The sequence below is a fragment of the Streptomyces sp. NPDC001351 genome, from assembly GCF_042896045.1.
In the GTDB taxonomy this organism is placed as follows: domain Bacteria; phylum Actinomycetota; class Actinomycetes; order Streptomycetales; family Streptomycetaceae; genus Streptomyces.
On the sequence record NZ_JBIAWS010000019.1, the window covers coordinates 99716 to 113318 of the forward strand.

Annotated in this window: 12 protein-coding genes; 2 read left to right on the forward strand and 10 right to left on the reverse strand. The window is 70.1% G+C overall.

Annotated elements, in window-relative coordinates:
- Positions 1-42: 42 nt before the first annotated feature.
- From ACFY1U_RS44710 to ACFY1U_RS44720, 3 genes are all read right to left on the reverse strand, one after another.
- Entirely contained in the window at positions 43-1692 is a 1650-nt protein-coding gene (locus tag ACFY1U_RS44710; RefSeq protein ID WP_390699827.1) for a beta-N-acetylhexosaminidase, read from the reverse strand.
- 141 nt (positions 1693-1833) lie between these two features.
- A complete protein-coding gene (locus tag ACFY1U_RS44715) occupies positions 1834-2115 on the reverse strand; it encodes a DUF3039 domain-containing protein (protein WP_078912757.1) in 282 nt (93 codons plus the stop codon).
- A 30-nt stretch (positions 2116-2145) separates the two neighbouring features.
- Positions 2146-2718, reverse strand: a complete 573-nt coding sequence (locus ACFY1U_RS44720; protein ID WP_266955832.1) for a YqgE/AlgH family protein — start codon at positions 2716-2718, stop codon at positions 2146-2148.
- A 252-nt stretch (positions 2719-2970) separates the two neighbouring features.
- On the opposite strand from ACFY1U_RS44720, the gene murA reads away from it, so the two are divergent.
- Positions 2971-4311: a UDP-N-acetylglucosamine 1-carboxyvinyltransferase gene (murA, locus tag ACFY1U_RS44725; RefSeq protein ID WP_099929217.1), complete on the forward strand. Its 1341-nt coding sequence runs from the start codon at positions 2971-2973 to the stop codon at positions 4309-4311.
- A 168-nt stretch (positions 4312-4479) separates the two neighbouring features.
- On the opposite strand, the gene ACFY1U_RS44730 is transcribed toward murA, so the two are convergent.
- From ACFY1U_RS44730 to ACFY1U_RS44755, 6 genes are all read right to left on the reverse strand, one after another.
- Positions 4480-4761 carry an HU family DNA-binding protein gene (locus ACFY1U_RS44730; protein WP_007382399.1) on the reverse strand — a complete coding sequence of 94 codons (282 nt, stop codon included), beginning with the start codon at positions 4759-4761 and terminating at the stop codon, positions 4480-4482.
- Positions 4762-5105: 344 nt separating this feature from the next.
- Positions 5106-6518, reverse strand: coding sequence for an NAD-dependent malic enzyme (locus ACFY1U_RS44735; RefSeq protein WP_099929218.1), 1413 nt, complete (start codon positions 6516-6518; stop codon positions 5106-5108).
- Positions 6519-6842: 324 nt separating this feature from the next.
- On the reverse strand, positions 6843-9251 hold the full coding sequence (locus ACFY1U_RS44740) for a HelD family protein (protein WP_390699828.1): 2409 nt from the start codon (positions 9249-9251) through the stop codon (positions 6843-6845).
- A gap of 92 nt (positions 9252-9343) precedes the next feature.
- Complete coding sequence (locus tag ACFY1U_RS44745; protein WP_390699829.1) at positions 9344-10165, reverse strand: anti-sigma factor family protein; 822 nt, start codon at positions 10163-10165, stop codon at positions 9344-9346.
- Positions 10165-10686: a sigma-70 family RNA polymerase sigma factor gene (locus tag ACFY1U_RS44750; protein ID WP_010039908.1), complete on the reverse strand. Its 522-nt coding sequence runs from the start codon at positions 10684-10686 to the stop codon at positions 10165-10167. The genes ACFY1U_RS44745 and ACFY1U_RS44750 overlap by 1 nt, the downstream gene beginning before the upstream one ends.
- Before the next feature lie 317 nt (positions 10687-11003).
- Positions 11004-11603, reverse strand: a complete 600-nt coding sequence (locus ACFY1U_RS44755) for a CGNR zinc finger domain-containing protein (RefSeq protein WP_390699830.1) — start codon at positions 11601-11603, stop codon at positions 11004-11006.
- A gap of 187 nt (positions 11604-11790) precedes the next feature.
- Here ACFY1U_RS44755 and ACFY1U_RS44760 point away from each other — a divergent pair, with 187 nt between their 5' ends.
- Entirely contained in the window at positions 11791-12327 is a 537-nt protein-coding gene (locus ACFY1U_RS44760; RefSeq protein WP_390699831.1) for a DUF1772 domain-containing protein, read from the forward strand.
- A gap of 65 nt (positions 12328-12392) precedes the next feature.
- Here ACFY1U_RS44760 and ACFY1U_RS44765 read toward each other — a convergent pair whose 3' ends face one another.
- On the reverse strand, positions 12393-13553 hold the full coding sequence (locus tag ACFY1U_RS44765; RefSeq protein WP_390699832.1) for a uroporphyrinogen-III synthase: 1161 nt from the start codon (positions 13551-13553) through the stop codon (positions 12393-12395).
- Positions 13554-13603 lie beyond the last annotated feature (50 nt).

The following is a 13603-nucleotide window of genomic DNA, read 5'->3' on the forward strand; positions in this document are numbered from 1 at the left end:
TGATGCTTACGACGTTTTTGCCTTACCTGTTCGGGAGCTCACTTACCTGTTCGGGGGCGCCCCGTCCAGCGGCCGCCCGAGCACGCCGGGACGTTTCTGCCACGGCAGTGGCCCGGTGGGCGGCCGGTAGCCCACTCCCAGGGCGTCAAGTCGCCGGTAATGGACAGCCATCCGCCGCTCGAAGTCGGCGAAGTCCCGTTCCGCCGGGGCGGGGAGCGCACTCCAGGCCACCTCCGAGAAGGCCGAGAGCCTCGGGTACGTCTGGTAGTCCACCCGTGCGGGGTCCTCCATCACCTCGGTCCACACGTTGGCCTGCGTGCCGAGCACATGGTCCGCCTGGTCGGATGTCAACTCCGGTGGAACGGGCTCGAACCGGTAGACGTCCTCCAGGGTGCGCACGTAGCCGATCGGCACCGGCTCGTCCTCGCCCGCCGCCTGGCGGTGGTCCAAGTACACGTACTGCTCGGGGCACATGACCACGTCGTGACCGGCCCGGGCCGCGGCGACCCCGCCCTCGTACCCGCGCCACGAGGACACGGCCGCGCCCTGCGCGAGCCCGCCCTCCAGGATCTCGTCCCAGCCGATGAGCCTGCGCCCGCGCGCGGTCAGCCACGTGTCGAAGTGGCCGATGAACCACGCCTGCAGCTCGTCCTCGTCCGCGAGCCCGAGTTCCTTGATGCGGGCCTGCGCGGCCGGCGACTGCCGCCACTGGTCCTTGAGGCATTCGTCACCGCCGACATGGATGAACTCCGACGGGAACAGGCCGAGCAGTTCCTCGAACACCCCCTCGTAGAAACGCAGGGTGTTGTCAGTGGGGGCGAGTACGTTGGCGGAGATCCCCCAGTTGTCCCAGACGGAGAGGGCGGTGTCCCCCTTGAAGGATGCGGTGATGACGTCGGTGTTGCCGAGTTCCGGGTACGCGGCGATGGCGGCCTGCGAGTGGCCGGGTACGTCGATTTCGGGGACGACGGTGATATGCCGCTCGGCGGCGTAGGCGACGATCTCGCGGATGTCGTCCTGGGTGTAGAAGCCACCGTGCGGCTTCTCCTCCCACAGCGGTGAGGCCCGGTGGCCGAATTTCGTGCGCGCCCGCCAGGAGCCGACCTCGGTCAGCCGGGGGTACCTCTGGATCTCGACGCGCCAGCCCTGGTCGTCCGTCAAGTGGAAGTGGAAGACGTTGAGTTTGTGCGCGGCCATCAGGTCGAGGTGGCGCAGGACGCCTTCCTTGGGCATGAAGTGCCGGGCGACGTCGAGCATGAGGCCGCGCCAGCCAAAGCGCGGGGAGTCCTCGATCGTGAGGTGCGGCACGGCCCACGTGCGGTCGCGGTCGAGCGGGGCCCTGCGGTGGGCGTCGGGGCCGAGGAGCTGCCGCAGCGTCTGGGCGCCCCAGAAGACACCGGCCGGGCCGCCGCCCTCGATGAGGACGCCGTTCCGGTCGCTGACGAGGCGGTACTCCTCGGGGGCGAGCCCCGGGTCGAGCCGGAGCGCGATGCCGTCGCCGTGTGCGTCGTCGAGTTCCCGCCCCTCCGGCAGGGGCAGCCCGGTGGACTGCCAGAGGACGGTGCGCAGCCAGCGGCCGACGCCCTCCGTCGCCGTACCGGCGCAGAGCCGGGAACCGGCCGTCAGCCGCACCTCGCCGGCACCGGTGACGACGCTGCGGGGCACGGGAATCAGTTCCGTCTGTGAAGTCACGTCGGTCCTTGCGGGAAGCGGCCGGCCGGCCGGGGCCTCATGCACATGAACCAAGGCCCCTAAGACGCGCCGAAACGCGCCCCGGGGCCTCGCCGAGCTCGAGCCGGAGGCGGGATCATGTGCCTCGGGCCGCAGGCAGGACTACTTGTCGCCGTCCTTGCCCTTGTCGCCGCCGGCGCCCATGGACTCGTAGATCTCCTTGCACATGGGACACACGGGGTACTTCTTCGGGTCGCGGCCGGGCACCCACACCTTGCCGCACAGCGCCACGACGGGGGTCCCGTCGAGGGCGCTCGCCATGATCTTGTCCTTCTGGACGTAGTGGGCGAAGCGCTCGTGGTCGCCGTCGCCGTGGGACACCTGTGGCGTCGGCTCTACGAGGGTCCCCGTACCAGTCCCGCGCTCGGGCTCAAGAGTGCTCATAAGTGCCAAGGGTACTGAAGGTCACACGGATCAGTTGAGCGACGGGTCGTCCGGATACGTGGCCACCATCGCCAGCTCGTTGCGCTGGCGGCGCAGCACCTCGCGCCAGAGTCTCTCCGGGGACGGCGAGGAGACGTCGCCGGGCTCGGACTCCACGACGTACCAGGCGCCCTCGACCAGCTCGTCCTCCAGCTGGCCGGGGCCCCAGCCGGCGTATCCGGCGAAGATCCGCAGGGAGCCGAGGGCCGAGGCGAGCAGCTCGGGCGGTGCCTCCAGGTCGACCAGACCGATCGCGCCGTGCACTCTGCGCCAGCCCAGCGGCGCCCCGTCGACGGTCGCGCCGCCCGGGATGACGGCGACCCCCAGGGCCGAGTCGAGGGACACCGGGCCGCCCTGGAAGACGACGCCGGGTTCACCCGCGAGATCCGCCCAGCCCTCCAGGATGTCGCCGACGTCCACCGGGGTGGGCCGGTTGAGGACGACACCGAGGGAGCCCTCCTCGTCGTGGTCGAGAAGGAGCACCACCGCACGGTCGAAGTTCGGGTCCGCCAGGGCGGGCGTTGCCACGAGCAACCGCCCTGTGAGCGAGGACACCTCGGTCATGGCAGACATGATCCCGCATCTTGCCTCCGCGTGGGGAGGCAATGGCGGTTACCGGGTGAATGCAGCTCAGGGAGGAATGAAGCACCCCGGGCGCACGGAAGGGCCGGTGACCCCATGTGCCCACCAGGGAACGGTTCGTGTTGTGACACAGCTATGACGTAGCTGGGCCGTCCCTGGGCTTACAGAAGGGGGGTGGGCGGCGATTACCCTTTCCCTTCTGGCCCCTGCCCCACTCATCGGAACGCGAGATACATGACCGTCAACGACGATGTCCTGCTTGTCCACGGCGGAACCCCGCTGGAGGGCGAGATCCGTGTCCGCGGTGCGAAGAACCTCGTACCGAAGGCAATGGTCGCCGCCCTGCTGGGCAGTGAACCGAGTCGACTGCGCAACGTTCCGGACATCCGGGACGTTCGTGTCGTACGCGGACTGCTGCAGCTGCACGGCGTGACGGTCCGTCCGGGTGAGGAGCCGGGCGAGCTGGTGATGGACCCGTCCCACGTGGAAAGTGCGAACGTCGCGGACATCGACGCGCACGCGGGTTCCAGCCGTATCCCGATCCTGTTCTGCGGTCCGCTGCTGCACCGCCTCGGGCACGCGTTCATCCCGGGTCTCGGCGGCTGCGACATCGGCGGCCGGCCGATCGACTTCCACTTCGAGGTGCTGCGGCAGTTCGGCGCGCGCATCGAGAAGCGGGCGGACGGACAGTACCTGGAGGCGCCGCAGCGGCTGCGCGGCACGAAGATCCGGCTGCCGTACCCGTCGGTGGGCGCGACCGAGCAGGTACTCCTGACGGCCGTCCTCGCGGAGGGCGTCACGGAGCTCTCGAACGCGGCCGTGGAGCCGGAGATCGAGGACCTGATCTGCGTCCTGCAGAAGATGGGCGCCATCATCGCGATGGACACCGACCGCACCATCCGCATCACCGGTGTGGACCGGCTCGGCGGCTACAACCACCGCGCGCTCCCGGACCGCCTGGAGGCCGCCTCCTGGGCGTCCGCGGCGCTGGCCACCGAGGGCAACATCTACGTCCGCGGCGCCCAGCAGCGGTCGATGATGACGTTCCTGAACACCTACCGGAAGGTGGGCGGTGCCTTCGAGATCGACGACGAGGGCATCCGTTTCTGGCACCCCGGCGGCCAGTTGAAGTCCATCGCGCTCGAAACGGACGTGCACCCGGGCTTCCAGACGGACTGGCAGCAGCCCCTGGTGGTCGCGCTGACGCAGGCGACGGGCCTGTCCATCATCCACGAGACGGTCTACGAGTCCCGCCTCGGCTTCACGTCCGCCCTGAACCAGATGGGCGCGCACATCCAGCTGTACCGCGAGTGCCTGGGCGGCTCCGACTGCCGCTTCGGCCAGCGCAACTTCCTGCACTCGGCCGTGGTCTCGGGCCCGACGAAACTCCAGGGCGCCGACCTGGTCATCCCCGACCTCCGCGGTGGCTTCTCGTACCTCATCGCCGCACTGGCGGCCCAGGGGACGTCCCGCGTCCACGGCATCGACCTCATCAACCGTGGCTACGAGAACTTCATGGAGAAGCTCGTGGAGCTCGGCGCGAAGGTGGAACTGCCGGGCAAGGCGCTCGGGTAAGCGGCAGCCGTACGAACGCTGATGGGGCGGTCACCCGAGTCCGGGTGACCGCCCCATCGGCGTTTTGGTGAGCGCCCCCAAAGGGGCGCGGGGAACTGCGCGACCAGCCACGGCGGTCCCGTCAGCCGAGAGACGGCCTGCAGTTACCCGGCGCTCGAAGCGGAGCGCTTACTTGCCCTTCGCGGCTTCCTTGAGCTTGGAGCCCGCGGAGACCTTGACGCTGTAGCCGGCCGGGATCTGGATCGGGTCGCCGGTCTGCGGGTTGCGCGCGGTGCGAGCGGCACGGTGGGTGCGCTCGAAGGTCAGGAAGCCGGGGATGGTGACCTTCTCGTCGCCCTTGGCGACGATCTCGCCGACGGTCTCGGCGAACGCGGCCAGCACGGCGTCGGCGTCCTTGCGGGTCACCTCGGCGCGGTCGGCCAGCGCGGCCACCAGCTCACTGCGGTTCATGTTGTTACTCCCGTGTTCTTCTTGCCGTTGAGGCGTGCCACGCGGCGGAGCCGCATATCGGGCACGGTGAAGCCGATGCTGCCAGGGTCCTCGGAGAGGCCCCGGGCCCGGGTCCGTGGTCAGACCCCTCGCGCCCAGGGACGCATCCTGCCCCTACCTGCGGCGCGAAAGCCAATCCGGCACCCGCAGGAGTCGTGAGAACACCCTTGGGAGTCACACGAAAAGAGGGCCTGAGCCTGGCCGACACGATAAACGGCGACCAGGAGGGTCAGGTTCCACGACGCGCCGGTGCAAGGCCTTGCCGTGGCGATCCTCACAGCCCCGGGAAAAGGCCTTGCAAGCCCTTACGACGCTGCCGCGGCCTTCGCCGCTTCCCGCACCGCACCGGCCACCGCGCCCGCGACCTTGTCGTTGAAGACGCTCGGGATGATGTAGTTCGGGTTCAGCTCGTCCTCGGTCACCACGTCCGCGAGAGCGGTTGCGGCGGCCAGCATCATCTCGGTGTTGACCGTGCGGGACTGGGCGTCCAGCAGACCGCGGAAGACGCCCGGGAAGACCAGCACGTTGTTGATCTGGTTCGGGAAGTCGGAGCGGCCGGTGGCCACAACGGCCGCCGTCTGACGGGCGATTGCCGGGTCGACCTCGGGGTCGGGGTTCGCGAGCGCGAACACGATCGCCCCGTCGGCCATGGCGGCCACGTCGTCGCCGTCGAGGACGTTCGGGGCGGAGACGCCGATGAAGACGTCGGCGCCGCGCACGGCCTCCTTGAGGGTGCCGGTCAGGCCCTCGGGGTTGGTGTTGTCGGCGATCCAGCGCAGCGGCGAGTCGGCCGCGGCCTCCCGCAGGTCCTCGCGGCCGGTGTGCACGACGCCGTGGATGTCGGCGACCACGGCGTTCTTGACGCCCGCGGCGAGCAGCAGCTTGAGGATGGCCGTACCGGCCGCGCCGGCGCCGGACATGACGACCCGGATGTTCTCAATTGCCTTGCCGGTGACGCGAAGGGCGTTCGTCAGGGCGGCGAGGACGACGATCGCGGTGCCGTGCTGGTCGTCGTGGAAGACCGGGATGTCGAGGGCCTCGCGCAGCCGCGCCTCGATCTCGAAGCAGCGGGGCGCGGAGATGTCCTCGAGGTTGATGCCCGCGAACCCGGGGGCGATGGCCTTCACGATCTCGACGATCGCGTCGGTGTCCTGGGTGTCGAGGCACAGCGGCCAGGCGTCGATGCCGGCGAACCGCTTGAAGAGGGCCGCCTTGCCCTCCATGACCGGGAGGGCGGCCTTCGGGCCGATGTTGCCGAGGCCCAGCACGGCCGAGCCGTCCGTCACGACCGCAACGGAATTGCGCTTGATGGTGAGGCGGCGGGCGTCCTCGGGGTTCTCGGCGATCGCCATGCAGACGCGGGCCACACCCGGGGTGTAGATCATGGAGAGGTCGTCACGGTTGCGGATGGGGTGCTTCGACGCCATCTCGATCTTGCCGCCGAGGTGCATCAGGAACGTACGGTCGGAGACCTTGCCCAGGGTGACGCCCTCGATGCCGCGCAGCTGCGTGACGATCTCGTCGGCGTGGGCCGTGGAGCTCGCCGCGATGGTGACGTCGATGCGGAGTTTCTCGTGGCCGGAGGCGGTCACGTCGAGGCCGGTCACCGAGCCCCCGTGGGACTCTACGGCCGTGGTGATCTGGGAGACCGCGGTTCCGCTCGCGGGCACCTCCAACCGGACCGTAATGGAGTAGGAGACGCTGGGCGCCGTTGCCATGGCCGACTTCCTCTGCTTTCACCGTGACGCTGGGTATGCCGTCCGATGGTCGCACCTACTGCCGAGTAGGCGTTAGCCGCTCCGTATTGCGATCGTTTTGTTCACAGCAAAAGAGGCCCGCGTCACATGGTGACGCGGGCCTCTCGATGGTCAGTGGCACCGACCCGCCATGCTCGCCTCGCGGCAAGTGGTCGCTCGTAGCGACGAAGGTTGGGCCCGGGGGCTTGGATCGGGCCGGTGCCACACCCAGGCTAACAAACAGATCCCGTAAGGCCATTCCCGTGCCGAGAGTTCATCCGGTTCTTAACTTTCATGGAGCACGTGCTAGTCCCGCAGCAGGTCGGGGACGGCGTTCGCGTCCGGGGCGTCGCGGTCGGTCGAGACGATGGTCAGCTGCTGGGTCGCGCGGGTGAGGGCGACGTACAGGACCCGCAGGCCGGCCGGGGACTCGTCGGCGATCTCCGCGGGCGAGACGACGACCGTCGCGTCGTACTCCAGGCCCTTCGCCTCCAGGCTGCCGAGGGCCACCACCCGGTCGCCGAGCCCGGCGAGCCAGCGGACGGCCTCCTCCCGCCGCTGCATGGCGACGACGACGCCGACCGTGCCGTCGACACGGTCGAGGAGACGGGCTGCCTCCTCCCGGACGGACTGCGCGAGGGAGTCCCGTACGACCGCGAACCGAGGCTCGACGCCGGTGGACCGTACGGCTGACGGGGACTTGGCGCCCGGCATGGCGAGGGCCAGCACCTTGGAGGCCAGCTCGGCGATCTCGGCCGGGTTGCGGTAGTTCACGGTGAGCTCGAAGCGGCGGCGGGGGCGGGTGCCGAGGGCCTCGTCCCTCGCCTCGGCCGCCTCGTCGACGTCGGACCAGGAGGACTGGGCCGGGTCGCCGACGACCGTCCAGGTGGCGTGCCGGCCGCGGCGGCCGACCATGCGCCACTGCATCGGGGTGAGGTCCTGGGCCTCGTCGACGATGACGTGGGCGTACTCGGTGCGCTCCTGGGCGAGCCGCTCTGCGCGCTCACGCTGCGACTCCTCGCGCACCGGCATCAGCTCCTCGAGGCCGGTGAGCTGGTCGAGCGGGTCCAGTTCGCGCTTCTTCCTGGGGCGGGCCGGGGTGCCGAGGATCGACTGGAGCTCGTCGAGCATGGCGATGTCGTGCACGGAGTGGCCGTCGCGGCGCAGTGAGCGGGCGACCCTGCGGACCTCGCCCGGGTTGAGGATCCGGCGGGCCCAGCGGCCCAGGCGCCGCTCGTCGGCCATGGCGGCGAGGACCGCCCTGGGCGTGAGCTCGGGCCACCAGGCGTCCAGGAAGGCGAGGAAGGCGTCCTCGCTCGACACGTCCTCGTCGAAGGAGGACCGCAGTTCGGCGGCCAGCTCCGGGTCGGTGTGCCGGCCCGCCGCGCCCGACTGCGCCCACAGGGCGTCCAGGAGCAGTTTGCGGGCGCGGGGCCGCAGCAGGTTCACGGGCGCGGTGCCGCCGAGCACGGCCTGGCGGATACGGCTCAGCTCGGCGGCCTCCAGCTCGAGACGGCGGCCGAAGGCGACGACCCGCAGACGGGTGGGCGGGCCGGCGGGGGCGCCGGACCCGTCCGTGTCGTCCTCGCCGAAGGCGAGCTGACCGGGGGCGGCACGTCCGGGGGCGGCGCGCCGGGAGTCGGCGCGTCCGGAGTCGGCGGTCGGCCCCAGTTCCAGTGCTCCGCGCGCGGCCTTCCGCAGGACCTTGAGCATGCGGTACGAGCCCTTGGCGCGGGCCGTGGACGGGGAGTCGTAGAGCGTGGCCTCCGCACCGTCGACGAGTGAGCCGATCGCGCGGATGGCGACCTGGCCCTCCTCGCCGAGGGAGGGCAGGACACCCTCGGTGTAGGCGACGAGCAGGGGGGTCGGGGAGACGATCAGGATGCCGCCCGCGTACCGGCGGCGGTCCTGGTAGAGGAGGTAGGCGGCACGGTGGAGTGCCACGGCCGTCTTTCCGGTGCCCGGCCCGCCCTCGACATACGTCACCGAGGCGGCGGGCGCGCGGATGACCAGGTCCTGTTCGGCCTGGATGGAGGCGACGATGTCCCGCATGGTGTGGCTGCGGGCCTGGCCGAGGGCGGCCATCAGGGCGCCGTCACCGATGACGGGCAGCTCGTTGCCGTCGAGGAAGGCCTTGAGCTCGGGGCGCATCAGGTCGTCCTCGACGCCCAGCACCTTGCGGCCCTTGGAGCGGATGACACGGCGGCGCACCACCCGGCCGGGGTCGACCGGGGTGGAGCGGTAGAAGGGCGCCGCGGCGGGCGCCCGCCAGTCGATGACGAGCGGCGCGTACTCGGAGTCCAGGACACCGATCCGCCCGATGTGCAGGGTCTCGGCGATATCGGCGGTGTCGTCGTCCCGCACGGCACCCTCGGCAGGCTCCACGGCGGTGTAGGCGCCGTCGGGCCCCTTCTTGCCGTCCTTGCCGAGCAGCAGGTCGATGCGCCCGAAGAGGAAGTCCTCGAACTCGTTGTTGAGCCGGTTGAGATGGATTCCCGCCCGGAAGACCTGCGCGTCGCGCTCGGCGAGGGCGCCGGGCGTGCCGACCTGACCGCGCTTGGCCGCGTCGTTCATCAGGAACTCGGCCTCGTGGATCTTCTCCTCGAGACGCCGGTACACCCGGTCGAGGTGTTCCTGTTCGACGCTGATCTCTCGGTCGCGTACTGAGTCGTGATCCGAGCCGACGGCGGTTTCCTGTTGAGCCTGAGCGGCCACCGGGCCCCCTTCTGACGTGCATGGCAGCCGTCAACCGTACGCGAAGGGGACCCGGCAAAGCTACGTAAGCTACGCGTCGATCTCCACGAGACCTACGCGTCGACCTGGACGAGCTTCTTGCCCTGGAAGGTCATGACCTCGAAGTGGTCGATCTCATTGGGCTTGAGGGCCGCGCCGCCCTGGGCGTAGAGCGGTTGCTTCGCCTCCGGTGTCTTGCCGTCCGGGATGCCGTAGCCCCACTTGGGGACCGACCAGGAGGACATGGTCTCGCGCTCGCCGTTCTTGCCCACGGCGATGAGCGAGCACTTCAGCGGGCCCTTGACGTTGCTGAGCTCGACGACACCCCAGGTGCCCCAGTCCTTCTGCTCCATCGCCACGGTCGCCTTGACCTTGGTGGACGCGTCCGTGGCCGAGACCTTGTCGGAGATGGTGCCGAAGGCGGCCTTGGCTCCGGCCGCCAGCGGTGTGGCGGTCGTACCCGAGTCACCGCCGCCGCCCGCGGCCATGACACCCAGCGGGCCGCCGATGATCAGCGCGGCCGCGGCCGCCACCAGGTAGAAGCCCTTGCGGCGCTTCTGTGCCCGGCGTTCGGCGACCTCGTCGACCAGCTTCTCCGCGAGCCGCGGGCTGGGCCTGGCGGACAGGGACTCCCCGATCGCGGGCGAACCGGTCCCCGGCAGATCCGCGAGGGCGGCGAGCATCGGTTCCATCCCGGCCAGCTCGTCGAGCTGCTGGGCGCACCACTCGCAGCTCGCGAGGTGCACCTCGAAAGCGGTTGCCTCGGCGTCGTCGAGGATGCCGAGAGCGTAGGCGCCGACCGTCTCGTGTTCGCTCGGGCCCGGAGATCCCATCATGGAGCCAGACATACCCGAACCACCTGTACCGAATCCCTGGTTTCCCCCGTAAACACTCATCACGCCGTCACCCCCCGCTCCTCCAGTGCGAGCTTCATCGACCGCAGGGCATAGAACACCCGGGACCGCACCGTGCCGCTGGGAATGCCCAGCGTCTCTGCGGCCTCGTTGACGGTACGCCCCTTGAAATACGTCTCGACGAGCACCTCCCGGTGAGCCGGGGTCAGGTCGTCCAGCGCGTCCGACAGCGTCATCAACCACAGCGCCTTGTCGATCTCGTCCTCCGCGGGGATGACCTCCAGCGGCGACGGATCGACCTCCTGCGGCCGGGCCTGCCGGCTGCGGTGGCCGTCGATGACGATGCGGCGCGCGACCGTCACCAGCCAGGGGCGTACAGATCCGGTCGCCCGATTGAGCTGACCGGCGTTCTTCCAGGCACGGATAAGCGTCTCCTGGACCACGTCCTCGGCGCGCTGCCGATCTCCGGCGACCAGGCGCAGTACGTATGCAAGGAGAGGTCCGGCGTGCTCGCGATAGAGCGCACGCATCAGCTCCTCATCAGGTTCCGAGGGCTGGGACATGCGATGTCGGGCCCTCGATCCACGTTCATTGGCCACGACGGAATCCTTGCGCACGCCCACCTCCGATGTCCGGGGGTTCCCCCAGTCGGTCGCTCGTCCACGGGTACGGATGTGGGCCGTGTCATGTTCAACGTGAGATGACAGTTTTCTTCTGAGTGACGTGACGAGGTGGACATGGGAGCACATTCCCCCCTCGCGATCTTCACATTTCCGCCACATTGGCGAGATCGCAACCGCTGCCCATGCCACGGATGAGGTAAACGGCGTGTAATCGAAATCACGTCGATGGCTCGTTCACAGAAGCCGCATACCGGACGTCAGGCGCGCGTCAGAGCCGCCCGCCGACGGTGCCGGGCCACCCTTTCCCGGTTCCCACAGACCTCACTGGAGCACCAGCGCCTCCTGCGCCCCCGGGACGAATCCACGTAAACGATCGGGCAGTTGTCCCCCTCGCACTGCCGCAGGCCGGCCCGTGCGACGGGGTCGGTGAGGAGCTCCACGGCGTCCCTGGCGAGGGCGCCGAGCAGCGCCGCACACTCGGGCGGACCGTCCAGCTCGCGTACGAGCGCGCCGTCCGCGCCGCGCACGGCGCGTGGGGCGGGAGGCGAGACACGGGCGATCTCGTTCACGCGGGCGAGCGCGATGTCGTACGACGGCCTGAGCACCGCCGGCGTAAGTCCTCCGTGCACCAACTGCCCGATCTGTCCGCGCAGTTCACGGAAGCCGACCAGCCAGGACGGGTCGGCGTGGGTCAACGGGGTGGACGCGGGGACCAGTCCTGCCCCGGTGATCCAGGCGCACAGCACCTCGACGGAGTCGAATCGCTCCTCGGGGTGGGTGGTGGCGAGGAGGTCGAGACAGATCCGACCGGCATCGAACCGCAGCTCGTACGCGACCGTGGCCGTACCCAGTGCCATGTGCCTGTCACCGCCTGGCTCGGGAACCTGAGGGCTGAAGCAACCGATCCCTCTTACAGTGCCTTCCCGCTCGCGCGGCCGGAACCCCTCGTACCGGCGGTGCGGGAGACGACGGCTGGACGCGCGCTTATGCGGCCGCGCTTCTCGGCGATGTTCCGGCCGCGCCGCCGTCCGTTGACTGGAGGGCATGACAACCCACAGCAGGAGCACGGGATGCGTACTGGGTGCGGCCACGGTCGCGATGGGCCTGATCGCAGGCGTCTACTACATCTTCGCGTGCTGCGTGATGCCGGCGCTGGCCCGCAGCGACGACCGGGTCTATGTCGAGGTCATGCGGAACATCAACGACGTGATCCAGAACCCGGTGTTCTTCCTCGGTTTCATGGGGGCGCTGCTGCTGACGGCAGTGGCCTCCTGGCAGCTGCGCGGGCAGCCGTACCGCTGGTGGGTGTGGGCGGCACTGGCGGCCTACGCGCTCGGCTTCCTCACCACGGTCGCCGTCAACATCCCGCTCAACAACGACCTGGCGAACATGAAGGATCCGACGGCGGCACGGGAGCACTTCGAGCAGGCGTGGGTGGCGTGGAACGTGGTGCGGGCGGTTGTGACGACAGGGGCGTTGGGGTGCTTGGCGCGGGCGCTGGTGCTCTACGGCAGGGCAGAGGTTTTCAGCCCGTCGTGGGGGTCCCCCCGCTCGAGCGAAGCCGAGAGTGGGGGAGTTTGAGGGCGAGGCCGTTCAGGCCGATACCGGGGTCTGGGGGCGGAGCCCCCAGACACGCACACTGCAGGTCACGCGTCCGCGTACTTCGCGTCGGCAGCGGGATCCAACGCCAGCCGATACCCCCGCTTCACCACCGTCTGGATCAACTTCGGCGCCCCGAGAGCCGTCCGCAGCCGAGCCATGGCGGTCTCCACCGCATGCTCGTCCCGCCCGGCACCGGGCAGCGCCCGCAGCAGCTCCGCCCGGGCCACCACCCACCCCGGCCGCCGCGACAGCGCCCGCAGCAGTGACATCCCGGCGGGCGGTACGGGCTTGAGGTCGCCGTCGACGAGGACCGCGTGGCCGCGGATCTCCACCCGGTGCCCGGCGATGGGCAGGGACCGCGCCCGGTTCGGAAGCTCCTGGCACAGCAGTTGGACGAGGGGGCCGAGCCGGAAGCGTTCGGGCTGGACCGTGTCGACGCCGTGGGCCTGCAGCGGCAGCGCGGTGACCGGGCCGACGCAGGCCGGCAGGACGTCGTGGTGGAGGGCGGCGAGCAGCTCGGGCAGCAGCCCGCGCTCCTCGGCCCGGTTCAGCAGGGACGCGGCGGCGGGCGCGCTGGTGAAGGTGATCGCGTCCAGCCCGCGCGAAACGGCGGCGTCCAGCAGCCGGTCCACCGGCGCGATGTCCTCCGGCGGCATCCACCGGTACACGGGCACCCCGACGACCTCGCCTCCCGCTTCCCGGAGCGACTCCACGAAGCCGGGCAGCGGCTCGCCGTGCAGCTGTACGGCGATACGGCGCCCGTCGACGCCCTCCTCAAGGAGCCGGTCCAGCACCTCGGCCATGGACTCGCTCGACGGCGACCACTCCTCGGTCAGCCCGGCGGCCCGTATCGCGCCCTTGACCTTGGGCCCGCGCGCCAGCAGCGCCACATGCCGCAGCCGGTCGAGGAGGGGCTCGCCGAGCCCCCACCCCTCGGCGGCCTCGACCCAGCCCCGGAAGCCGATGGCGGTCGTGGCCACCACCACGTCCGGCGCCTGGTCGATCAGGTCCTTCGTCGCCGCCAGCAGTTCGCTGTCGTCGGCGAGCGGCACGATGCGCAGGGCGGGTGCATGCAGGACGGCGGCTCCCCGTCGCTGCAGCAGCGCACCCAGCTCGTCGGCACGGCGGGCGGCGGTCACGCCCACCGTGAATCCGGCAAGGGAGCCGTGCCCGCCCAGGTCTGGTCGCTGCTGTTCCTCGTACATGGCTCTCGTCCCGAACTCGAGTCGTCGTACATGCAGTAGTGCGGTACCTA